The 24183-nt window shown below is 60.6% G+C and carries 18 protein-coding genes and 1 pseudogene; 8 read left to right on the top strand and 11 right to left on the bottom strand.

Translation table 11 applies throughout. From position 1 onward, the window contains the following. Positions 1-13: 13 nt before the first annotated feature. The 6 genes from RX328_RS18725 to RX328_RS18700 all read left to right on the top strand — a co-directional run bounded on the left by RX328_RS18725 (position 14) and on the right by RX328_RS18700 (position 7252). Positions 14-1633 (top strand): FAD-dependent monooxygenase, encoded by a 1620-nt coding sequence (locus RX328_RS18725; protein ID WP_213253371.1) that lies wholly within the window; start codon positions 14-16, stop codon positions 1631-1633. A gap of 101 nt (positions 1634-1734) precedes the next feature. Then, a complete protein-coding gene (locus RX328_RS18720; RefSeq protein WP_213253370.1) occupies positions 1735-2430 on the top strand; it encodes an alpha/beta fold hydrolase in 696 nt (231 codons plus the stop codon). 31 nt (positions 2431-2461) lie between these two features. Continuing rightward, positions 2462-3928 (top strand): MFS transporter, encoded by a 1467-nt coding sequence (locus tag RX328_RS18715; RefSeq protein ID WP_213253369.1) that lies wholly within the window; start codon positions 2462-2464, stop codon positions 3926-3928. Then, positions 3921-5114, top strand: a complete 1194-nt coding sequence (locus RX328_RS18710) for a M24 family metallopeptidase (RefSeq protein ID WP_213253368.1) — start codon at positions 3921-3923, stop codon at positions 5112-5114. The genes RX328_RS18715 and RX328_RS18710 overlap by 8 nt, the downstream gene beginning before the upstream one ends. 89 nt (positions 5115-5203) lie before the next feature. Continuing rightward, the gene (locus tag RX328_RS18705) at positions 5204-6184 is read left to right on the top strand and encodes a Bug family tripartite tricarboxylate transporter substrate binding protein (RefSeq protein ID WP_213253367.1); all 981 of its coding nucleotides are present in this window, start codon (positions 5204-5206) and stop codon (positions 6182-6184) included. 114 nt (positions 6185-6298) lie between these two features. Then, on the top strand, positions 6299-7252 hold the full coding sequence (locus RX328_RS18700; RefSeq protein ID WP_213253366.1) for a LysR family transcriptional regulator: 954 nt from the start codon (positions 6299-6301) through the stop codon (positions 7250-7252). Here the strand turns inward: RX328_RS18700 and RX328_RS18695 are convergent. Next, positions 7225-7467 carry a DUF2274 domain-containing protein gene (locus tag RX328_RS18695; protein ID WP_213253365.1) on the bottom strand — a complete coding sequence of 81 codons (243 nt, stop codon included), beginning with the start codon at positions 7465-7467 and terminating at the stop codon, positions 7225-7227. The two genes, RX328_RS18700 and RX328_RS18695, sit on opposite strands and share 28 nt — an antisense overlap. 3 nt (positions 7468-7470) lie before the next feature. Then, positions 7471-7959: pseudogene (locus tag RX328_RS18690) on the bottom strand (TrbI/VirB10 family protein); the annotation flags it as partial. 2444 nt (positions 7960-10403) lie between these two features. Between RX328_RS18690 and RX328_RS18685 the strand changes: the two are divergent. Then, a complete protein-coding gene (locus RX328_RS18685; protein WP_213253364.1) occupies positions 10404-11549 on the top strand; it encodes a hypothetical protein in 1146 nt (381 codons plus the stop codon). A 58-nt stretch (positions 11550-11607) separates the two neighbouring features. Here the strand turns inward: RX328_RS18685 and RX328_RS18680 are convergent, their stop codons facing one another. The 9 genes from RX328_RS18680 to RX328_RS18640 all read right to left on the bottom strand — a co-directional run bounded on the left by RX328_RS18680 (position 11608) and on the right by RX328_RS18640 (position 23046). Continuing rightward, positions 11608-12390, bottom strand: a complete 783-nt coding sequence (locus tag RX328_RS18680) for an enoyl-CoA hydratase/isomerase family protein (RefSeq protein ID WP_213253363.1) — start codon at positions 12388-12390, stop codon at positions 11608-11610. A gap of 72 nt (positions 12391-12462) precedes the next feature. Next, positions 12463-14571: a molybdopterin oxidoreductase family protein gene (locus RX328_RS18675; RefSeq protein ID WP_213253362.1), complete on the bottom strand. Its 2109-nt coding sequence runs from the start codon at positions 14569-14571 to the stop codon at positions 12463-12465. 84 nt (positions 14572-14655) lie between these two features. After that, the gene (locus RX328_RS18670) at positions 14656-15408 is read right to left on the bottom strand and encodes a 3-oxoacyl-ACP reductase family protein (RefSeq protein WP_213253361.1); all 753 of its coding nucleotides are present in this window, start codon (positions 15406-15408) and stop codon (positions 14656-14658) included. Between the two features lie 6 nt (positions 15409-15414). After that, the gene (locus tag RX328_RS18665) at positions 15415-16788 is read right to left on the bottom strand and encodes an MmgE/PrpD family protein (protein ID WP_249726713.1); all 1374 of its coding nucleotides are present in this window, start codon (positions 16786-16788) and stop codon (positions 15415-15417) included. 5 nt (positions 16789-16793) lie between these two features. Further along, entirely contained in the window at positions 16794-17861 is a 1068-nt protein-coding gene (locus tag RX328_RS18660) for an ABC transporter substrate-binding protein (RefSeq protein ID WP_213253360.1), read from the bottom strand. A 142-nt stretch (positions 17862-18003) separates the two neighbouring features. After that, positions 18004-18621, bottom strand: a complete 618-nt coding sequence (locus RX328_RS18655) for an Isoquinoline 1-oxidoreductase subunit (RefSeq protein WP_213253359.1) — start codon at positions 18619-18621, stop codon at positions 18004-18006. A gap of 19 nt (positions 18622-18640) precedes the next feature. After that, positions 18641-19165: a (2Fe-2S)-binding protein gene (locus RX328_RS18650; RefSeq protein WP_213253358.1), complete on the bottom strand. Its 525-nt coding sequence runs from the start codon at positions 19163-19165 to the stop codon at positions 18641-18643. Continuing rightward, positions 19162-21936 (bottom strand): xanthine dehydrogenase family protein molybdopterin-binding subunit, encoded by a 2775-nt coding sequence (locus tag RX328_RS18645; protein WP_213253357.1) that lies wholly within the window; start codon positions 21934-21936, stop codon positions 19162-19164. Before RX328_RS18645 ends, RX328_RS18650 begins: the two co-directional genes overlap by 4 nt. 21 nt (positions 21937-21957) lie before the next feature. Beyond that, the gene (locus RX328_RS18640) at positions 21958-23046 is read right to left on the bottom strand and encodes a hypothetical protein (protein ID WP_213253356.1); all 1089 of its coding nucleotides are present in this window, start codon (positions 23044-23046) and stop codon (positions 21958-21960) included. Between the two features lie 160 nt (positions 23047-23206). Between RX328_RS18640 and RX328_RS18635 the strand changes: the two genes are divergently transcribed. Continuing rightward, a complete protein-coding gene (locus RX328_RS18635) occupies positions 23207-24181 on the top strand; it encodes a tripartite tricarboxylate transporter substrate binding protein (RefSeq protein ID WP_409410859.1) in 975 nt (324 codons plus the stop codon). Positions 24182-24183: the final 2 nt, after the last annotated feature.

Below are 24183 nucleotides of genomic sequence, written 5' to 3'. Positions count from 1 at the left end.
CGAGGGAAAGAACATGGAGAACGCCTCAGGCGTCCGCAAAACGTCAGTGCTTATCGTCGGCGGCGGTCCGGTCGGCCTCGCGATGGGGCTGCTGCTTGATCGCTTTGGGATCGACGCTGTGATCATCGAGAAGAGCCCGACGACGACGGATCACCCCAAATCGCGCGGCTGCTGGGTCAGGACAATGGAGATCTTCCGCCAATGGGGGATCGAACGGTCAATCCGCGATCGCGGGCTCCAGGACGATTCCGACATCTTCGTTCAAGTCGAAAGCATCGGTGGCCGCGAGATCAGCCGATCGCGGCCTGAGCCGAACCTCGGCCAGACGCCTGCATGGAAGTGCCTCGTGGCACAGGACGCGGTGGAAGAGGAGATCTACAGGGTCATCCAGCACTCCAATTTAGTTCAGGTGCATTTCTCCACCGAGTTCATCGGATTCGAAGAGGTTGAGGACGGCGTCGTCTGCGAAATCCAGTCGGTTGAATCCGGCCGCAGGGAGCATTGGCACGCCAAGTATCTGCTGGCCTGTGACGGCGCCGGCAGTCAGACCCGGCGAGCGGCCGGTATCGAAATGCAAGGGCCAGCCACGCTGGCGGTGCTGCTGAACGAATATTGGCGCGCCGATCTCTCCCGATTCCCGCTGGCGCGCGAAGCTGCGGGCTATCAAGTCTATTCGAACAGACCAGACGTCCCGCAACGGGCCAGCATTCTCAACACCAATGGCCGCGACCGCTGGCTCTCGATTATCCAGATCGGCGAACAGAAGGATGACCGTCCGCGGCCCTGGACGGACGCCGAGATGATCGAGATAATTCGCGCCCATGTCGGGCTGTCCGATCTCGACGTGACGTTGCTCAATCGCTCGATTTGGCGAATGAGCAAGCAGGTGGCTGCAGGCTTCCGGCGTCGACGCGTTTTTCTTGTCGGCGATGCCGCGCATCGCTTTCCGCCGACCGGCGGATTCGGTTTGAACTCGGGCGTTCAGGACGCACACAACCTCGCCTGGAAGCTCGTCTACGTGCTCCGCGAGCTGGCCTCGGAAAAATTGCTCGACAGTTACGATGTCGAGCGCCGGCCGGTGGCGCAGTCGAATGCGGATTTCAGCTTTGGCAACATGATCCGATTCCGCCGCATCGATGACGCGGTGCGATCGGGCAATGAGGATCATATCCGCTTCTGGGTCAACGACCTCGACAACCACTTGCACAGCATCGGCCAGGCCCTTGGTTTCAGCTACGAGCAAGGTGCCGTGATGCCCGACGGCTCGCCGCGAGGGGGTCACCTGACGCGCGTCTACACGCCTTCCGACCGCCCGGGCGGCCGGTTCCCGCATCTGTGGCTCGACAACGCCCGTAAGCGCTCGACTCTCGATTGGTTCGACAAGGATTTTACGGTCGTTGCCGGCCCCATGGGCAATGCTTGGCTCGAAGCCGGCCGTAGCGTGTCTGAAAAACTCCGACTCCCCCTCAACCTGCAGCAATTGCCCAATGCCCATCCCGCCGACGGCATTCAGATGGGACTGCGTGGCGCGGTCCTGGTGCGTCCGGACGGCCATGTCGCTTGGCGTATGCCCTACATTCCGTCCGATCCCGCGCGCGAATTGGCCGGCGCGCTTCAAACTGTGCTGAACTAGCCATGCCCCAGATCGAAGCCAACGGCACATCGATTTTCTTCAAAAGTACTGGGAAGGGGCCGCCGCTACTTCTCTTGCATGGCGCGGAAGCCGACCATTCGATGTTCGATGCGTTCGGCGGACGGCTTGCGTCGCATTTTACGGTGATCGCGTACGATCAGCGCGATTCCGGCGCAACCCGTAATCCGCCATCTCCGTATGGTCTTTACGAACTGGCTAACGATGCGGCAGCCTTGATCGCAGCGCTCGGCTATCAGCGTGCCCGTGTGTTCGGCACTTCGCTCGGCGGTGCTATCGCCCAGGTTTTAGCGACCCGTCATCCGGGGCGCATCGATCACCTGGTTCTGTCAAGCACCTTCCGTGCTGGCGTGCCCCTGTTATCAATCAATCCCGGCGGCCTTCCCGATTTCGTGGCGCTGCGAACCCGGCTGCCAGAGTCAGCGCGCGAGTTCGCCGAATATTTGTTTCCGCGCGATTACATTACGGCCCACCCGCAGGTCCTCGGGATCTTCACTGCAAACAAACGCGATGCTCAGCAAAAGCAGCGTCGCGCGGCAATCCTTGCGCGGCCCGTCGAGGTTGATCTCGGAGCGATCACGGCGCCTACCCTAGTGGTGGCGGGCAGCGAGGATCGGCTCATCCCACCCGCTCACACGCTGTCACTCGCTCATGAGATCGCAGATGCACAAACCGCTACGATTACCGGCGTCGGTCACGTAGGCACCGTTCAGGACCCCGTCGCTGTCGCCCACAAGGTACTTGCGTTCCTGCAGGCACAAACAAGCCGAGCCGATTAACCAACGGCAAGATCAAGGAGGGATAACGATCATGGCGACCGAAGGGGACGACCTACTCGAACTCTATGACAAAGCGCCGCTTGATGCCCGTTATTGGACCAGTATTGCGCTGGCCGTGACCACCAGCATGTTCGATTTCTTCGATTTCTTCATCGTTGGTTTCCTGGTGGCGGTACTTGCGCCGCAATGGCTCCTCACCTTTGGCCAGACCTCGGTCATGCTGCTAAGTGCGGGCGTTGGCGCAATCATAGGCGCTCTAGCCTGGGGCGCATTGGCTGATCGGTTCGGGCGTAAGACGTTGCTGGTGGCCGGCGTCGCGCTGTGTTCGCTCAGCGCTGGATCCATCTCATTGATTCCTGACGGGGCGTGGGTGCTATTTTCAGCACTTCGATTTGCCGTCGGGTTTGGCGTCGGCGCCGCCGCCGCAGTCGGTGTTCCCCTGATCGTCGAATACACGCCGACCCGTCACCGGACCATCATTCCTAGCGCCACGGTGATCCCGGTCTCTCTCGGTGTGCTTGCGGCTTCGCTCATCGCGGCAACGTTGTTGCACGAGATCGGCTGGCGTGGCCTCGCCGCGCTCGGGTTCGTGCCGCTCGTGCCGGCGCTCTTGATGCTATTGATTACGCCGGAGTCGGTGCGCTGGTTAATCTCGCGCGGCAAACATGCCGAAGCTCGCCGCATTGTTGGTCGGGCGCTGGGCGTATCGCCGAAACTGCTGCCGCAGCCGGCGGAGGCGACCGTAACGACTGCTCCGGCATCCGGCTCAAGCTTTTCCGAGTTGCTGGTCCGGCCAAAGCTCTTTTGGCTCACAGTCATCGTTTGGTTTGGCGCGAGCACCGCGAATTACGGCGTATTCCTGTGGGGACCGACCATCGTTGCGCTTTTGATGGGTGTCTCACCGCATGAAGCTGCCCATCTCTTTGTGTATGTAAGTCTGACCGGCATGCTCGGCCGAACGGCGTTCTCGTTCTTGCCGCAATGGCTCGGGCGGCGCCGATGCGGGGAGATCATGGGCTACGGCGTTGCGCTCTCGTTGGGAGCGGCTGCCGTATTCTTCGACCGGACCATTCTGGGCTATCCGGCCTTCGTGGTGCTGCTGATTCCGGCCGCGCTGTTCTTTGACGGCGGATTTTCCAATATCGCCCCTTACTCCGCCGAGATCTTTCCGGTGCGGTTGAGTGGGCGGGGCGTCGGCCTTGCTCAGGCCGCCAATGGCATTGGCAAGATCGCCGGGCCGCTCTGCTTGGCCCTGATTGCGGGCGCGTCGAACCTGATCACGCCCAAGGCGACGCTCGATGCCGTGACGCCGGCGTTTCTGTTTCTCGCGGCCTGCGGTCTCGCCATTGGGCTGGCCTTCAGCCTGCTCGGAGTCGAAACGCATGGAAAGCCACTGGCACTGGAGAGTGCCGATGAGACCTTGCCATCCCCGAATGTATTAGAGATCCCAGAGCATGCAAGCAAGGCGCTCCCGACAAAGGAAATTCGTCATGCATGACATTGCGGTGAGTCCAGCGGCACCGTTTGACGCTAACAAGCTCGACCGGTTGATGGAGGAGGCCGGCATGGATGTTGTTCTGGCTACTTCCAAACACAATGTACAGTACCTTCTTGGCGCGGAGCGGGCGATCTTTTTTGACTATATGGATGCACTTGGAGTCAGCAGGTATTTACCCGTAGTGGTCTGTTTCAAAGGTGCGCCTGAACAGACAGCCTTCATCGGGCATTGGCTTGAGGCGCACCAGCGAGAGGTGTCGCCGCTTTGGGTGGCCAACGTTTCCACGGACGCGAGTGGCTCCACAGATGCAATCGCGCTGGCCATAAACGCCATCCGGAAGAGCGGCCTAACGATCAAACGAATCGGGGTTGAACTTGCATTTCTACCGTTGGACGCCGGTATCACGCTGAAGGATGCCTTCCCGGGTACTGAAATCAAGGATGCGATCTACGTGCTGGAACGTTTGCGCGCGGTCAAAGCGCCGGCAGAACTCGCCAAGCTGCGCACCGCCTCGGAGATGGTGATCGAAGCCATGCTGGAGGTGATTGCACATCACGGACCGGGCAGCGCGAAGGCGGCAATGGCAGAAGCGCTTCGAATCGCAGAGGTGAAACGCGGACTAACGTTCGAATACTGTCTCATTGCTTGCGGAGCAAATCACAACCGGGCACCGTCGGATGCGCGCTGGCAAGAAGGTGACGTGCTGTCGCTCGATTCCGGTGGCAATTTTCAAGGCTACATCGGGGACGTGGCGCGGATGGCACTTTTGGGGCAGCCAGACAACGAGTTGAATGACCTGCTCTCTGAGATCGAAGCAATACAACGCGCTGTATTTGCTTCGATAAGACCCGGAGTGATGGGTGGTGAGATCTACGCCGCCGCGGAACGGAGCCTCCAGCGGTCGGGGCAGCGAGAGATCATCGAGTTTCTCGCACATGGAATAGGTCTTGTCAGTCATGAGGCACCCCGACTGACGGCTACGGGACCCGTCCCCTACGACGATCCGGACGCGAGGCGCCCTCTCGAAACAGGCATGGTGATATCGGTTGAAACGGCGATGAAGCATCCAAGGCGGGGTTTTATCAAGCTGGAAGACACCTTAGCCGTGACGAAGACCGGATACGAGATATTCGGTGAGGGCGGCCGTGGCTGGAATGTTGGCGGCTCGGCAACTGATAGGCGCTGAGACTCCACACTCAAGGTACTTTCCACGAAAAGGGTGTGCCGGCGCCCCTGACGAAGCGCTGGCGCGAGCATTCTTAGGAGTGAGGAAACATGAGACCGGCGATGTGTGCTTGGCTTGCGGCAGCAGCGATCGGCCATTTACTGTCGCCGGCGACTGCGGATGATGGGTCGAACTACCCGTCTCGACTAATCCGCATCATTGTGCCGTTTCCCGCGGGTGGGCCAACCGACGCTTATGCGCGCATCATCGCGGACAAGTTCCAGAAAGCATGGAACCAACCGGTGATCGTGGACAATCAGCCGGGTGCGACTGGTGTCCTGGGAACGAAGGCGGTCGCCCGCGCAGCGCCCGACGGACATACGCTCCTGTTTACATCAAACAGCGGGCAGGTCATTGGACCGCTGCTGCGCGATCCCAGGCCGTTCGACGGACAAAAGGATTTCGCACCAGTCAGTATGGTTTTGAAGTATCCCTTTTACATGGTGGTGAACAGCAAGCTGCCAGTCAAAACTGTTGGCGAACTGATAGCGCTCGCAAAATCCGAGCCAGGAAAGTTGAATTTCGCAACCTTTGGAGTAGGCAGCGGGACGCACCTGGTTGCGGAATCCTTCAACGCGCAGGCCGGAATTCAAACGGTTCACATTCCATACAGAGGAGTGCAGGACATGAAACAAGGCCTGCTCTCCGGCGACATTCATTACATGTTCGACAGTATCGGATCATCGAAACCCCTTGTCGATACTGGACAGCTGCGTGCGCTCGCCGTGACGGGCGCAGAACGGTCTCCAATCGTGCCGGATCTCCCCACGCTTGCTGAACTTGGTTTTGAAGGCTTCGACGCAATGATTTGGCTTGGGCTCTTTTCTCCTGCGGGAACTCCGGACCCTATCATCCGAAAGCTGCAGCAAGAGGTCACGCGGACGGTGAACTTGCCGGCAATAAGGCAGCAGATCGAAAGCGGAGGATCTGTCGCTGTCGGAAGTACGCCGGAAGTGTTGGGTGCTTTCATGGCGCAGGAAACGCCATGGTGGACTCAAGTGATTAGAAAAAACAACCTCAAGCTCGAGTGAGCCTTGCCGCCCGGCAGCGAGACCATCGCTCAGTATCCAATTCGGTAACGCTAATGGGTCGCGAGAAGATCTTGAGAAATTTCGTCGGCGCATAGTTACCCGCCTAGATCGCAAATGAGCAACTCCCAGCGAACAAGTCATGTTCTGCACACGAACAAAGCTCTCGAGCTAAAGCACCTACGATTGGCCGCAACTGCGGCCAGCTGTGGCAGCTTTCGGAAAGCCGCGGAGTTGCTGAGCTTGCAACAATCGACCCTCAGCCGATCAATTCGGCAGATTGAGTATGGCCTCGGCTTTCCAATATTCGAGCGCTCCAGCGGAGGCGTAAATCCAACGCCAGCTGGCCGCAGCGTTCTTCGCCTGGCAAAAGCGATTCTTGAAGAATTTGACACACTCATAGCTACGGCTAAGTCTGTTCGCAACGGCGAGACCGGTCGGCTGGCAGTCGGCTTCTGTACGTCACTTTCGGCAGGAAATCTGCAGGCTTCTTTGGTCGAGTTCAGACAACGATCGCCGCGGATTGAACTTGCAACCATTGAGAGATCTCGAGCGCACCTTGCAATGGGGCTGCGCAATGGCGTGCTTGATATCCTAATCGTTACGGGAAGTCTGCCGTTGTTGGACAGCAACACCATGGGCTTGTGGAACGAGCGTGTTCTAGTTGCCTTACCCCAGGACCATCCGCTCGCTGCGCGCGAGATTATCCACTGGACTGACCTGCGCGGCGAAACAGTGTTGCTAAGCCATTGCGAACCGGGACGGGAATTTGAAGATGTGCTGGTTTCCAAGCTTATCTTACCTGAGGATCGTCCCAAGATCGAGTATCACGACGTAAGTCGCGGTACCATCAAGTGCTTGATCAGCATGAAGGTCGGCATCAGCCTGGTGCTCGAATCCGACATCGTTGCCGATGTTGCCGGATTGATCTATCGTGAGCTGCGCGATGGCACAAGTCCAAGCCGGTTCGACTATTCGGCCTATTGGAGAGCTGACAATGAGAACCCGGCCCTGATTACTTTCCTGAAGATGCTCTCCGAGCGCTACCCCTCACCTCGCCTAGAAAGATGACGCGCCCGTCGGGCCTTCAAGAAACTTCTGTCCGTTGCCATGAACCGCGCCAACATGGGCGCGATCAGCTTGACGGGATCGTTGATCGGCTGAGCGGTTTCGCGTGCGAGGATTTCGGCATAAGCGACGAGATCGCGGTGAACACTTGCTGGCAGTTCGTGTGTGACCTTGACCGCTCTGTCGTTCTCGATGGTACCAAGTTTGAGCTTCGCCATTTCTCATTCTCGATAAGGCTCGAGTATAAGATCGCGGTTGACAATCACCCTGACCGGAAATCCCGGACGGATGGTCAGCGTCGGCTGGATGTTGAGATTGCGGCGTACCACCTGCTGACCGGTTTGATTGAGGGAATCCCCTGCCCCACGGCGCAGCGCCCGGATGATGTCGCTGTCGTTTTCACTGGCGCCCAGTTCGGCTCCGACGCCAAGCAACGTCGAAAGCGTGGCGGCCTTGAATAGCTCAAACCAATGGTTGTCGACCTGATCCTCAAGACCGGCATTGCCTGCGGTGTCAGCGCCCCGTTGGCGCTCGAGCACGATGGAGCGCCCATTAGGCATGACGAGCCGGGTCCAGACTAGGAGCACGCGCGAATGTCCAAACGCGACCTGGCTGTCGTAGCTGCCGATCAGTCGCGCGCCCTGCGGAACCAGCCGAGCTCGCCCCGTCCGAGTATCGAAGACGTTTTCTGTCACTTGCGCCGTGAGTGCCTCCGGCGAGCGACACCGTATCGCGCAAGGGATCGAAGCCGGACGGCCGAGACGCGTCAGCGGCTCGGTTCACGAGAGCCCAGGTCAGCGGCCAGCGGATGTGCCAGCCAGCAATACGTGAAGTCAGCCTTCCGCGATCTATCGAAGACATACAACATCAATCGGCATTCCGGCATTTCCAAGAGGGCATACGGGTTCAACAATTGGCACTGCCAAAGAAAATTTCTACCGATCTTGCTGAGTTTTGCTCAGCGCATACGGCGGACCAGCGCTGCTTGATCGTTTTCGCTTGTCCTGCCGCGAGTTGGATGGCATCGGCGTTGTTCATTAGAAATAAGGGCGCCGCTTTCAACTCAGAGCAATTTGACTGGCGCGCTCCTTTCCCATGATCAGCATAGTTTGGGTTGCTTCTCTACTGTTCGATTTTGCGGACAAATGTCATATGCCGGAGTCAAGCAAAGTTCCTTACCGTCAAAAAAGTGGCGTGATTGCGCGCATGGTCATCCGTGTTCGCCACGGAGAATGTTGAACAACACGCGTCCAAAGAGCTCTTTGAGAGTCTTCCTTGGCGCCCGAAATGGTCACGAATGACGGTCGCGGGTTGTTCCTAACTGGAATAGCAGGCCATGAGTTCATCAAGCTCAAGCAGCGTAAGGGCAGAAACCATGGGTTTCCGGCTCCAGCCTCCTTCCAATTTTACGCGGAATAAGGGGACGTCCTTTCCCGCTGCGCGCTCAAGGCTTACCAGGGCAACGGTCAGGCCGACTTAGGAAGCCAGTCGCATTGCGATGTACTCGGCTTTGACGACGCGTACAGGTCGTTCTGCGATGAGAAATTCGCAACAAATCTCCTGTTGGCCGAACGGAAGCTCGACCGGCGATTCGCGCGCCCCAAACGATGATCGCGTTAAGAAGGGCCCGCTCGAGTTCGACCGTGAGCGGAACTCCCTTTCTCAACCGATTCCGCGGCGTTCAGTATTTCGTGGAGAGAAGCATCGGCTTCTTCTCGCGCCACGTAATTCGCGGACGATTCCTGAAAATCCAATGCACCGATGCGATCTGAGCCTGGATTCCAGCCGATAGGTAAGCTAGTCGACGCTACCTGGATCGATATTCTTGTATCGCACTCGAATCTTCGATTGATGATGCGACGCCCCAATGCGTCGGGTGCCGCATCGCGAATGCAGTTCGGAATATTCAACCCCCTGGTGAGCGGCAAGATTCCGCTCCGTAGCGGCTGAGGGCGGATTGCCCAATGTCAGATCCAGCCTTCCTGTTTACACCTGCAAGAACGCGCCGAGCGAAAGCGCGCCGCAAGGATGGACGCGAGAGCAGCACATCTTTTTTGAACGCGAAGTGTGAGTTCGATTGTAACCAAACGCCTCGCAAGGCTTGCGAGCATTTCCGAGCCTCTCGCAAGCACAAAGCGGAATTCTCGGTATGAACTGTCACCGCGATCTGCTGCGACGCATATCATTCCGATAAAGGAAAGGCTTATTGCGGCTCTAATGTCACGTCGGCGATAGACTTGTCGGATTGAGCGCTGATAACCTACTGGAATCCGATGCCTCTCGACCAGCGGTAAATAGGCACAGTGCAAATGGGCCACCGCTATCCGCCCGCGCCACGTTGCGATCTACCACTCATGGTTGCGATCGTCTTCATCCGAAGCGGAGCTCTTCCGCGCTCATCTTACGAAAAAGCGCGAATCCGGGCTGCCAACACGACTGGCACCCGCGCGCTCCTGTGATCGGGATCATCTCGGCCAATTTGCACTCTATGCCAGCCGATACCCACACCAGATCTTGCCTCCCCTTCTAAAGCCTTCTCCTTTGCCATATCGAACGGTCAAGCGACCGAAGGCGTGAAACAATGCACGAAAAGGTCATTCGCGAGCTGAACGATCTAGGTCAGTGCTTTTTGAGCCTAAGGCAGCGCCTCATCAAAAATCGTGCGAATCGACGATCCCATTAGTCCTGCATCTCGACGATTGACGCATACGCACGAACTACCGCTCATGTCACCACGCTCTGCGCTTCCTGCGCGTTATCCACCCATCGGCATATGGCCTGCACTCATGCGGGCCGACATGGCCGCCGCCTACCTGGACTACCGCAACACAGCTGAACTCGCACGCGCCGTGGTGCGCGGGGAGGCACCACCACCAATTGGCTATCACGGAACTGGGCGCTCTCGAGAACCCGTTTGGTCGAAAGCCGTTATCGATAGCCTCATGGGACCAGCCAAAGCTATGGATCTAGTTAGATCGGAAGCAAAGGATTTGGCCTCACTAGTATGAAACCACGTTGCACAGCATTGACTGTTCCCCGCTACTGCCGGCGAAAACCATTAAAGAATGGTCGATGGGCATACTTCTTTGAGCCGCCGACTTGGGCCCGCAAACTGGGCTGCCACGTCAAGGCTGAAGCACTAGGGCAGGACCACGTGGCCGCCGTCGACCGAGCCGAGAACATCCTGTTACCCGCATTCGACAGCTGGCGCTCAGGAGGATTGAGTGACATGGTTCCAACTTCTCCTGCGCCGGGCACTTTTGATTGGCTGGTCGGCATATTCAGGGCCCACCAGAAATGGAAAGAAGTCGACCACAAGACCCAGCGCCTCTACGAACAAGGATTGTCGCTGTTTTCCAACCAAATCCTGAAGGATGGTAGCCGCGCGGGCTCGAAGCAGATTTCTGACTTCACGAAAGCATTTGTGGATGCGATTTACGCCAAGCTGCTCGTTGTGGACGACAAAGATCCAGGTGGTAACATCGTCAAACGCGAGCGTCGTCGTTTTGCGAATGCATCCATGACCGCCTGTAGGCGCGCTTGGTTTGTTGGTCAACGCGCTCAGGAAACAGTAGTCCCAGCGACCAATCCATTCTCGCGGATGGGCCTTAAAAGTCGCGCGCCTGGTCAGCCTGCGCGTGAAACGCCCACAGCGACTTGGGACGAGCTCGTTGCCTTCAGAATATCCGCAAAGAAGCTCGGATATAACTCAGTGGGAACTGCGGCACTGCTAACTTGGGAGTGGTTGCAGCGCGAGGAACACGTGTTCGGCGCCTTTGAAATCTCACACTACCGGCCCAACGAGCGGCCGAACAGCGTAAAGATCGTCCATCCGAAAAATGGCGAGGAAGCTTGGTGGCCTCTATTTGACGAAACCGGCGAGCCCCTTTTCCCCGAATTGATGGAGGAGCTCGACGCCATCAAGGAGAAGATGATTTTGGGGCTGATTTTTCGGCGCGACCATAAACATCGCAGGTCGCGCACGCCACTGCCATGGATTACGGAGCGCAAAGATCTGCGCTATCTTCGAAGTGTTGTAAAAAAGATAGTTATTGCAGCCGGGATTCGAACCGAACTCTCATTTACCTCGTTCCGTCATGGCGGCTTTACGGAAGGTGCCGACAGCGACCTCACGGATGCTGAGTTACGCGCCGCGGCTCGCCATCGATCGACACGCCAGCTGCCAGCCTATGCCAAGCGCACACGCAAGCAACTGATCTCGGGCTCCAAGAAACGTCGCGAGGAACGAACCAAAGCTGCCCTAGTCCGTTCTCGGACTGACACCTCGCGAGCATCGTAAGTCCCACCGATTTACCTTGTGGGCGCTCCAACAGGATCACGTAGGGACCGCAATCAAACTATTTGCCCGGCCAGGAAGGCTTGCGCTTCTCCCCGAAAGCCTTAAGACCTTCCTTGGCGTCTTCCGTCATCGCCAATAGCGCAATCTGGCTTTCGGTATAGGCGATGCTCTCGTCGAACGACATCGAGGCGATCGCCCGCATGGCATATTTGCCGCGGCGGATCGCGGTCGGCGACTTGTCGACGATGCGGCTGACCAGCCATTCGATCTTGGCGTCAAGTTCGGCCGCTGGCACCACGTAGTTCAGGAGCCCGGCGGCCTGTGCCGCGTGCGCATCAAACGGCTCGCCGGTCAGCGCCCATTCGCTGACCAGCCGCTTCGGCGCGATCGACTGCAACAGGCTCAACACCTGCATCGGGAACACGCCGACCTTCACCTCGGGCAGCCCGAAGACTACATGATCGGCGGCAACTGCCATGTCGGTCATGCACAATAAGCCCATGCCGCCCGCCATGCAGACGCCCCCCACCCGCGCGATCGCGGGCTTGGTGGCGTTTTGCGACAGCCGCAGCAGATCGGCGTAATCGACATTCGGTCGCGAATAATCCATCGCGAAGGCAGCGCCGCTGTTCTGCAGATCGGCGCCGGCGCAAAACGCCTTGTCGCCCGCCCCGGTCAGCACCATGACGCGGACGTCCTTGTCATCATGCGCGTCGCGATAGCCGCGGGCGATGCCGGCGACCACATCAGCATTGATGGCATTGCGCTTATCCGGGCGGTTGATGGTGATCCAGAACGCCTGCCGGCGCTTTTCGCAGATTACGCTTTTGTGGTCGGTCATTGTCCCGCTCGCCTTTTCGTCAAATGCTGGCAAAGCATTTGCGGCCGGATGACGGTGGACTGCAAGAGCGGTCTAACTCTTGCGCCCACTGGCTGAGGTCGCCTTTTTCACCCAGACCTTGTTGTCATGAAACGCGGCGCCGCCGACCGGCGCGACCGTTTCGGCACCGGTCAACATGTTAATGCCGCGACCACCGATATGGGCCTTGTTGGGATGAATGGATTCCGCGACCAGCACGCCACGGCGCAGGCCGTCGAATAGCCGCGCGGTCAACGTCGTTTCTCCACGCGTGTTGCCGAGCGTGACGGCATCGCCGTCGGCAATCGCGAGTGACGCCGCATCCTCGGGATGGATCATCACGGTCGGACTGCCCTCGCGCGCGATTGACGACGGGGTTTCGTTGAAGCTGGTATTGAGGAAGCTGCGCGACGGACTGGTGGCGAGCCGGAACGGATGCGCCTCATCCGCCTCCTCGACGACCATCCAGTGGTCCGGCAGCGATGGCATCTGCTCCCACGGACCGAGGCCAGGCTTACCGGACGGAGGATGCGCCCAATCGGCCTTGAAGTGGAACTTCTTGTCCGGATGCGCAAAGCCGTCGAGATAATGCGAGGTACGAAAATCCGGCTGGATGTCACGCCACAGATCCGCTTCCAGCGTCTCGATGTCGCCGTGGCTGCTCTTCTTCAGCGTCGCATCAATCAGTTCGCGCGGCGTCATCTCAAATCCGAGATGCACGGCATTGAGACGCCGGCCGAGGCCTTGCAGCACCTCATGATTGGAACGGCACTCGCCGGGCGGATCGATCAGCTTGGGGCCGACCGAAATATGTTGGTGGCCACCGCCGTAGTAGAGATCGTCATGTTCCATGAACATGGTGGCGGGGAGCACGATATCGGCCATGGCCGCCGTCTCAGTCATGAACTGCTCATGCACCGCGGCGAACAGGTCCTCGCGCGCAAATCCCCGGCGCACCAGCGCCTGTTCGGGGGCGACCGTCACCGGATTAGTGTTCTGGATCAACATTGCCTTCACCGGACCACCGCCTTTCAGGGCGTCGGTATCGCCAGTCAGGATGCGCCCGATCTGGGACTGGTCGAGCCAGCGGGTCGTAGGGTCGATCGCGTCGTGCCCCTCGATGATGGATTCGTTGAACTGCCAGATCGAAGCATTGTTGAAGAATGCGCCGCCGCCTTCATACTGCCATGCACCGGTCACTGCCGGGATGCACAACGCCGCATGCATCTGCGTTGCGCCGTTGCGGCTGCGCGTAAAGCCGTAGCCGAGGCGGAAGAACGTACGCTTGGTCTGGCCGACCAGGCGCGCGAACGCCTCGATCTCCTCGACCGGGACGCTCGAGATCTTCGAAGCCCATTCCGGCGTGCGGGTCGCCAGATGCCTCTCGAGTTCGTCCGGACAGTCGGTATAACGATCCATATAGGCGCGGTCCGCGTAACCTTCGCGGAACAGCACGTGCATGACGCCGCAGGCGAAGGCGCCGTCGGTCCCCGGCCGGAGCAATATCTTGATGTCGGCCTGCTTCATGGTGTCGTTGTTGTAGACGTCGACCGCGGCGATTTTCGCGCCGCGCTCCTTGCGGGCGCGCGAGGCATGCGTCATCACGTTGACCTGGGTGTTCACCGGATTGGTGCCCCAGATCACGACGAGATCGGAGACGCCCATCTCGCGAGGATCGACGCCGGCGATCTTGCCGGTACCGATCGCGAAGCCGACGCGCGCGATGTTGGCGCAGATCGTCGAGTAGTAGCGCGAGTATTTTTTTACATGCGCCAGGCGATTGATGCCGTCGCGCATCACGAGCCCCATGGTGCCGGCATAGTAATAGGGCCAGACCGATTCAGCGCCGAATTCGCGTTCGGCCTGATCGAAGCGCGCAGCGATTTCGTCCAACGCCTCATCCCAGGAAATCCGCGCAAACTGGCCGGAGCCTTTCGGTCCAGTGCGGCGCATCGGGTAGAGCAGCCGGTCTGGATGATGAATGCGCTCGGCGTAGCGCGCAACCTTGGCGCAGACCACGCCCGCCGTATAGGTCTGCTGCTTGGAGCCGCGGACCCGGCCGATCGAGCGCCCGTCGATCACCTCGATATCGAGAGCACAGGCCGACGGACAATCGTGCGGACAGGTGGAGTGGCGGATGTCGACCTTGGCATGCTGGTTCATGCGTTTCTACGTAACATCAAACGCCGCGATCGCCGAGAGGGTTTGTCCGACAGTACGTCTGCAAAAACAGCCTTTAGCCATGCATCAGGCGCCCAAATAGGCGCCGCCATTGGTGTGGATCGCCTGACCGTTGACGTAGCGCGCACCGGGCCCGCACAGGAAACGCACAGTTGCGGCGACGTCTTCCGGCAAGCCTCGATTGCCGCTGATGGTCTGATGGGTCAAGTGATGCGCCGGCTCCGGCTTATCCTTCGGCCGCGGCGTGCCGATCAGCCCGGGGACCACGCAGTTCACCGTGATGCCGTCGTCGGCCAGGTCGTGCGCCAGCGCGCGGGTCAAGCCGATGATGCCAGCCTTCGCCGTCACCACATGCGCGCGATTTTTTGCCCCCGTGTGCGCACTGAGGCCGCCGATATTGACGATGGCTCCCGCGCCGGACTTCCGCAGCGCCGGCAGGCAGGCCTTTACACAGTGGAAGGTGCCGTCGAGGGTCACGTCGAGGATTTCGCGCCACGCCGCATAGTCCATCTCGGCGAACGATTTTTCGCGCCGCAGCGCCGCGTTGTTGACGAGGATATCGATGCGCCCGAATTGCCTCACGGCAGCATCGGCCATGGCTTGTACCGCGCCGGCGTCGGCGATGTCGCCAATGTGAACCAGGGCCTTGCCGCCGGCAGCCTCGATCTCATGGGCGACTGCCTCCGCCTCGGCGCGGTTGCTGCGCGCATTCACCACAATGGACGCACCGCCCTCCGCCAGCGTCAGCGCGATCGCGCGGCCGATATTGCGGCCGGCGCCGGTGACAATGGCGACTTTCCCGGCGAGTTCTTTGGTCATGAGCCGCTACCCGCGCAATGAGGAAAGATCGATGCGGCCATTATACAGCCCTGCCATCAGTTTCAACGCCGCTTCACTTTGCATGGCGCTCCAGCCGCCATGATCGGCGTTGAGCAGAAACTTGTCGGTCACGTCCTGCCGCGTCAGCGGCTCCTGCGCACCGCCGCGCAGATACGGCTGCCGCTCTTCCACCACGCTGCCATCTCTGAGCGTGGCGCGGATGTGGCCGGTGTAGTTGTTCGGATAGGGATTGTCAGGGTCGATCACGAATTTCACTCTGGCGGCGAGCGCCAGCACGCGCGGATCGCGGATCGCGTTTTCGGTGAACGCACCGAGCCCGACGCTGCCATGCACGAAGCCGGTGGCCAGCAGATAAGGCACTGCGAACTTTGCGGCATAGCCGTTGCGCGGACGCTGCTTGTCGGCCAGCGGCTCCCACAGCCGGTGCACCGTTCCCTCCGCTACTTCGCAGACGATCTCGGCGACATCCTCCGGCTTTACGCCGCGCGCGGCGAGACGACGCGCACAGTCGATATAGGGCTGCGCCATCGTTCCGCATGGATAAGGCTTGAACGCCAGCGTGTCCGTCACCCAGCGCGCGCCGAAATCGCCGGTCAGCGCGGCATAGTCGCCATCGGTGGTATGCGCGAAGCCATGGAATAGGCCATGCACGCCCTCGAACACCGTTCGCGGACCGACGAACCCTCCCCGCGCCAACAGCGCCGCGCGGATGCCTGATTGCGCCGCCCATCCGGCATGCAGCCGCTTGGTCCAGGCGCCTTCGGCGAGATATTCGATGATGCCGCCGGCCATGCTGCCGGCGACGCCGAGCGCATCGACGATCTGCCTGGCGTTGAAGCCAAGCGCTGCACCGATGCCGGCGGCCGCACCGATCGCGCCGAAGACCGCAGTCGGGTGAAAGCCCGCCTTATGAACGGCCTTGGGCACGACGAGACTCAACCGACACAGCACTTCGGTGCCGACCGCAATCCCGATCAGCGCCATGCGGCCATCCGGGTTGTGCCGCTCACAGACGGCGAGCACTGCCGGTACGATCACGGCGCCGGCATGCACCGGACCACCTTCGAAAGTATCATCGAAATCCTCGCCGTGGGCGGCAGTGCCGTTGACGAAGGCGGCGCCGGCCGCGCTCAGCGTGCGCTTGTGGCCGATCGCCGTGCAGGGACCGTCATCGTCGCAACCGGCCAGCGCACTTCCGACGTAATCCTCGTTCCGCGCCGTCACGCATAGGCCAACCACGTCGATCAGCAGGTCCTCGCATTTGTGCGCGGTCGCCTCCGGTAATGCGCCCGCTCGCACTGCAACGATCTTTTCCGCAAGCGTTTCGGCGACCGAAATCCTGGGCAGTCCGGAGGGCATAGCGGTCAAACGCGGAAGATTTTTGTATAGCGCGCCTTGATGGCCTCGCTCTCCTTCTCCACTGCCGCCGCGTCGTCCTTCATGGTCTTGATGTCCTTGAGCGGCGTGCGTCCCGCTTTCTCGACGGTTTGAGAATGCACCGAGCGGAGACCGCCGACATCGACGATGAGCTGCTGGGCCTCCCGGCTGAGACTGAACTGCTGAAACAGCCTTGCCGCGTTGGGGTTGGGTGCATCCTTGAAGACACCGTTCGGTCCGATAATCAGCGGCGACCCTTCCGTGGCGTACACCGGCTCGACCGGGCGGCCTGCCTCCCTCATCTGGAAGATGTTGTATTCGTTGCCGTCGGCCATCACCGCGCGCTCGCCGAGATCGAGTTTTTTCGGCGGATCGGCCGACGACTGCACCTGCATGATGTTCTGCCTGGCGAGCTTCTCGAAAAAGCTCCAGCCGAGATCGCGCTGCATCTGGTAGGTCGCGGTCATGATGGTGCCGCTATAGCCCGGATGTGCCTTGACGATCTTGCCCTTCCACTTGGGATCGAGCAGATCGGCAAAACTCTTCGGCGCCTCCTCCGCTTTCACCAGATTTGTGTTGTAGGCGATGATGCTGAGCCAGACGCGGAAGCTGGCAAACTGGCCGTCCGGATCCTTGTGCTCGGCCGGATAGAATTTTGCGACGTCTTCCGGCACGTAGGGCGCCAGAATGCCGTCACGTTTCCAGACGATGAAATGCGCGGCGTCGGATGAATTCACGATGTCGACGGCGTGGATATTGCTGGAATATTCCTGGCCGATACGCTGGAACAAGCGCTCCGCGCCGGTGCGCTCGACACGTACCGCAATGCCCGGATATTTCGCCTCGAACGCCTTCGCCAGCTTCTCCGCGACCGGCAAGTCGGTCGAGGTGTAATAGATGACTTTGCCTTCCTTCTTCGCCGCCTCGATCAGCGCGGGCGTGACCGCTTCCGGCGGAGGCGCAGCCGCCATGACGCGCGTGGAAAATGCTGCGCCTGCGAGAACGGCGCCTGTGCCAGCCAGCACGTCGCGGCGCGAAATCCCTGGGTGTTTCATGTTTTCATTCCCCGCGCTTGTGGGCGAAGTTAGCTACCCCTGAGCGCGAGCATTATTCCTATGGATTGGCGGCTGTCCATCGCAGACGGGGCGTAGCAGCTACGGCCAAGTGTTCCACGCTCAAGTGTTCTACGCCCAAGTGTTACTGCGCGGGACAGGCCGCGCCGGTCTTTACCCAGGCCTCGACCAGCGCACCGGCCTGCTTCTGCGTACCCGGCACGGGGCTGCGGCCTCCTCCCGGGGCCCAAGCCCAACCAACCAGCGTATCTTCGCCGATATGATGGATGAGTTCCTCGAGCTTGCGCCCGCCGTTGCGTGCGGGGTCTTTGAGCTGCGCACAGATTTCGGCAACCGGCTTGCCTTCCCACGCCATTTCGCGCGGCGCGAGGTGCCATTCCGGATGGCCCGGCATCCGGCCTGGTTCAAAGTTCGCGTTCTTGTGGCAAATCGAACAACGCATCGCGGCAAGGCCATGGCCGTCCGGGCCACGCGTCACCGGCGGCTGATGCAGCCGAGCCTCATCGCCTTGCCGCGGCCGATCGGTTGCCGGATGACAATTGGTGCAGCGCGGATGGGTGAGCACCCTGCCCAGCTCGGTAAACATGGCCGCCGAGCGCGCATCGGCATCAGCAATTGAAGCAAAGCTGTCCGGGCTTGCTAACGCGGACGGCGCGGTTTGGGAGACAGCGTAGCCGGCGAACATACTTGGCACGACCGCGACCACGGCGACCAGAAGCTGGAAGCGCAACTCCGATTTCATGTCGCGCTCCCCTGCCCGATCACCGGGTCGCTGCGAGATAGCGTTTGGAATCCGCCAGGATCACGTCACCCACCGCCTCGTGATATTTGATGTAGCCGGTGCAGCGGCAGATGTGACCATCAAGCGCTTCGGCTATTGTCGTTTCCAGGTCGGCGCGTTTCACAGGAGCCTTGGCCAGGCGCTCCAGCAAGACCTGCCCCTCGTTGAGGAAGCCCGCGGTACAGTAGCCACATTGGAAGGCGAAGTGCTGGATGAACGCCTTCTGCAGCGCCGAAAGTTCGCCGTCCTTGGCGTGTCCTTCGACCGTACGGATGGTCTTGCCGTCAAAACTCGCCGCCGATGTGATACAGGTCGGGCTGGTGTAACTCGTCCCATCGGGAGCATCGACGATCACGGCGCAACTCAGGCACTGCGCGGCGCCGCAGCCGAACTTGGTGCCGGTCATCCCGAGATACTCGCGCAGGAAATCGTTCATCGAAAGTTCGTCGCGCACGTCCACCGGTCCATACGCGCGGCCGTTAATTGTCAGACTCAATTTGGTCACGCCAAAACTCCCTTGAGCAGGCTTGTCGTTACCGGCAGGGACTGGAAGCGGCGGCCGGTGGCATCGAAGATCGCATTCAGGATCGCAGGCACCACCGGAACCATGACGACTTCCGCCATGCCCTTTGGCGGCTCGTCCGGCGTCAGGGGCGGCAGCATCTCGATTTCGAGGTCATGCAGCGGCAGATCCGATCCGCGCGCGACGAGATACTGCCCGAGATTCCACTGCCCGTTGCCGGGACCGCCTTCGAAGGGCGGCAACGTCTCGAGCAAGGCATAGCCGACGCCCATCGCAAAGCCGCCCTGCGCCTGCCCCATCACGACTTCAGGCACCAGCGCCTGACCGCATTCGAACACGCTGTAGGCTTTTGCGATACGCAGCGCGCCGGTGGCACCCTCGATCTCGACACGGACCAGCGTGCCGCACATCGAGGTATAGGTAGTACCGATCCGGTTATTGCCGGTCGGCGGAAATTTGACACTGAGCCGGTTGATCCGCTCGAACTTGCCGTTGCCCCTGCGCAGCGCCAGTGCATCGATCTCGGCGCGGTATTGTTCGCCAAAAAGGGAAAAGCGGGCACGCGACCACTCCCAGCGAGAGAAGCTGTGCGCCACCGCGCCGGTGACTAAATTCCTCGCATGCGCTCTTGCAGCCAGTGCCGATAGCGGCAACGGCGCAAGGCCGGGCATGACGAGTTGCCTGTCCTTCCACTGTGCTTTCGCCCAAGCCTTGGCACGAGGATCGTTCGACGAAATACGCCAGATGTCCAGCGCGGCCGGCCAGAGACCGAAACGGAAGATGACGCGCGCTGCCTCGGCAGCCGAATGGGTGCCGACATGCGCACCGATTGAAGCGCTGGTCGCCGAACTGATAGCAGGCACCCAGCGCGGATTTCTCTCCGCGGCGTCCTGCGTCTTCTGGTCCATCGTGTAGGGATCGCCTGATGTGACCAGCCCCAGCGCATCATAGCTATCGACCCGCGCCACCGACACTTCATCGGCAACTGCGCCGAGATGTATGGCGACGCGGTTCGCGAGCGCCGTGCCGATGCCGTTGCCCATCTCGACATGGTCACAGAAGATCGAGATCTTTCCTTCCGGCGAAAGCTCGATGCGGCCCAGCGAACAATCGGCGCCCGAGCCATAATCCTTGGTGACGCAGGCAACGCCGGTGCCGACGAGGATGCCTTGCGGCGCAGCCGATTTGTGCCGCGCGCGCTGCTGCCAGATTGCGTGCTTTTCGAGCTTGTCTAGAATTTCCGACGTGCGGACCGAAACATTATAGGGATTGCCGGTCATGGTCCGGCCCCTAGGCTTCAGCGCATTGCGCCGCCGGAATTCAATGGGGTCGAGAGGCAAGGCGGTCGCCACCTCGTCGACCAGCGCTTCCAGCGCGGTCATCGTCTGCAACGTGCCATAACCGCGCATCGATCCCGCGGTCACGCCGCGCGAATGCAGCGCGACCGTTGTCACATCGACTTTCGGAACATCATAGATACCGATCGCAGCGGTCGCGCCGACGGTAGCTACGTTGGGTGAAAAATTCGCGAGGCCGCCGCCGTCGAGGACGTGGTCCGCGGCGAAGGCCTGGATCTTGCCGGTCGAGCGGTCGACGCCGATGCGGGATCGCATCTTAAAGGCGTGGCGTTTGATGCCGCCCTGAAACTGTTGGTAACGATCATGCGCCAGCCGGACTGGACGGCCGGGGAAGAACGTCGCTGCCAGCGCCACGTACAGCACGAACGGGGTGTGATCGCGTCCGCCGAACCCGCCGCCGACATAGGTAAACTGAGCATTGATCCTTGCCGGCTTGAACGGTGCGCGAGCATTGCCGAGAAGATGCGCGATCGAATCGGCCGCCTCGTAGGGCGACTGCACGCCAAGCACCAGTTCGAGTTTGCTGCTCCTCCTGTCGTACCAGGCGAGACCGGATTCCGGCTCGAGAAACGTCGGATCGACCAACTGTGTCTCGAACTCGCGGTCCAGCACCAGCAGGTTTGGATTTTTGGCCGCAAGTTCGCTACGGATTTGCTCGCCATAAATGGCGGCTTTGGCGTAGGCCGCCTCGGTGTCCTTGGCGGCCGGAGACCAAATCGGAAGCGGCGAGTTCTGCGAGCGTCCCGGACTGACCCAGCCCGCCTGGACCGGCGAGTAGACGTCAGGCGCCTCTGGGGTTGCGCCGGCTACGCGCGTGAAGCGATAGGCGGCGTAAGGCGGCATCGCGACGGGGCCCGTCTCCTCGCCGAATCTCACGAATGTGCCGTCGCGCAAGGCGAGACGTGCCTGATCGAAGGCATCAAAAGTCTCGAAGATCAAAAGCCCGACCGGCTGCCCCAGATAGAGCGGCGTCTTGCCGACCGGGCAGAACAGGTCGCCTTTGTAGAATTCGGGAACGCGTGTGCCGATCCTTTCGAGGTCGGCTGATGTCACCACCACCGATGGCTTGAGCGCACCGCTGAGCCGCGCGAGATCCATACCGGTGTAGACGTGCGTGGCATCCGGAGCCCGGATCAGCATCGCATGCGACGTGGTCGCCGGCCAACCCGGAAGGTCCGCGGCCCGAAAATCGGAAGCGTACAGCTTCGCGCCGGTGACCTTGGCGACGCCGTCGATCCGGCCCGCGCCATTGGCGGCCGGATTCCAGTTCGTGCGGCCCGGAAGCGACGCGCGCGGCGGCAAGGGAGCGGCTTCCGCGGCCCCCAGGCGCGACAGGGTGAGCGCAATGCCGCCCGCCGACACCCAATTCAGAAATTCGCGCCGAGAAGGCCGCATGCTCTCAGCCTTTTGCTTGAACTACTTCAGATCGGTGATGGCCGCTGGCCCCGGCCCCGGCGTCACCAGGGTCGGCCATTGCTTCGAGCCAAAGGGAACGGCGGGCGGCAGGAACGGCGTCATACCGCGCTTGCCGGTCTCGGCAATGATCGCGGCACGCGCATCGCCACCCATCAGCTCGTAATCCATCAAGTGGTAATTGCCGAAGAACAACGCTCCAACCGAACGATCCGCGATGATGCGGGTTACCGATTCCAGCATGTCGGCCGGCGTGGTCGTGAAGGAAATCGTCTCGATCAACAGCAGACGGCTATTAATCGCGTCGGGACCGAAGAATTGCGCCAGCACGCTGAACAACACATTGTTCTGGCGTGCGACATAGATCGTGTTGCTCGCGGCATAGGTCTTGTCCCAGTCGGCGCCGAGTTGCGCCTTCCACTCGGCAAGCACCGTCATCCAGTGCGCGACCTGCGTCTGGGCCGCCCACGCGACGTTCTTCGCCAGATATGGCGCCTGCTTCTTGCCGAAGGCTTCGAGTGTGCTGAAAGGAATGACGCCCTTGGCGATGCATTCGTCCATGAAGGCGATGTTGTTCCGCAGGATGATGCGGTTGTTGTCGCGCCAGCCGGCTTCCATCGGCGTCGCATCGAGGCCGTCGAGCGCCGATTGCATGCGGCTGCGATAGGCCAGCATCGAGCCGCGCCAGGACTTGTTGTCGGGGTTGTCGACATAGGGGCCTACGACCTGCACCAACGCCATCGTGCTGTGGCCGACCGACTTCAGCAATTGGTACACGATAGGCACCTGCGGCGCGTCCATCGGCGCCAGCCCCGGCCGGTAAAGGATCATGCGGCCACCCGCGCCCGAGAACAGGCCGAGGATCACCGGATGCTTGCTTACAATGTTCTTCTGGAAAATCTTTGCTGCATCGCCGTAGAGCTCGAACATGCCGGTGTTGAGCGCCAGCAAATCCTTGGTCGCGATCTCCGAGGGTGTAGTCGCGGCTTTGCCCGCAATCGGCGCCATGTAGGCTGGCAAGCCTTGTGCGTTCGCGATACTCCCACTGCACAGCAGGATCGCGACGATAGCCAGATAGCGGGAGATCTTCATGTCGCGCTCCTCGTGGCCTTGCCCTGAATTTGAATCGGCCGAGTCAGAGACGAATATCTGATTCTGGGGACTAGCGGTCACCCCGCGGATCGTTAGACTTGGCGAAACAAGCGGCCGGCACAGGCCAACGCAGTAAAAACGAGCTAGGGAGGTTGATATGATGCGCTTGAGAACAGTGCTTGCGCTGGCTGTTGCCGTTGCGGAAGCAACCCTCCTTGCTACGGCGGGTCTGGCGCAGGACTATCCCTCGCGACCGGTGAAGGTGATCGTGCCCTTCGGCGCCGGAGGGCCTGCCGACGTCACCGCCCGGCAGATCGGCAGCATCCTCCAGGAAAGCTTTGGGCAGGCCTTCGTGATCGAGAACCGCACCGGCGCCGGCGGCGTGATCGGCACGCAGGAAGCCGTCAAGTCGCCGCCGGACGGCTACACGCTGCTGATGATGTCGAACACCCAGACCGCCAATGAATCGCTTGTGCCGCAGCGCAAATACGAACTGATGCGCGATCTCGCGCCGATCGCGCCGGTCAACTATTCCGACCTCGTCATCGTGGTTCACCCTTCCGTGCAGGCGAAGACGCTGCAGGAATTCATCGCACTCGCCAAATCGCAGCCTGGCAAACTGAACTACGCTTCCTCCGGCCAGGGCACGCCGTACCATATGGCAGGCGAGCTGTTCAAAGCGATGGCCCGCATTGACCTCGTGCACGTGCCTTACCGTAACAGCGGCGAGGCGCGCAGCGGCGTGATCGGCGGCCAGGTTCAGATGATGATCGACGCAGTTCCGGCGATGGCCCCGAACGTCGCGGAAAACCAGGTCCGCGCGCTGGCGACGACCGGCAAGACGCGATCGACTGTCCTTCCCAATGCGCCGACGGTGATCGAAGCCGGCATTCCCGGCTACGAGGCCACGATCTGGCTCGGCTTGATGGCGCCGATGGGTACGCCAAAGCCGATCATCGACAAACTCAATGCGGCCGTGAACGACATTGTGAAGCGACCTGACATCATAAAACTATGGATGCAACAGGGCGTCGTCCCTATGTCAATGACTGCAGCCGAATTCGACAAATTCCTCCGCGGCGATATCGTGAAATGGGCGGAGGTGGTCAAGAAATTCGACAAGCCGCCGCAATAAGA

This window comes from Bradyrhizobium sp. sBnM-33 (genome assembly GCF_032917945.1).
GTDB lineage: Bacteria > Pseudomonadota > Alphaproteobacteria > Rhizobiales > Xanthobacteraceae > Bradyrhizobium.
The sequence above is the reverse complement of the archived record's forward strand: the minus strand, read 5'-3'. Positions and strand labels throughout refer to the sequence as shown.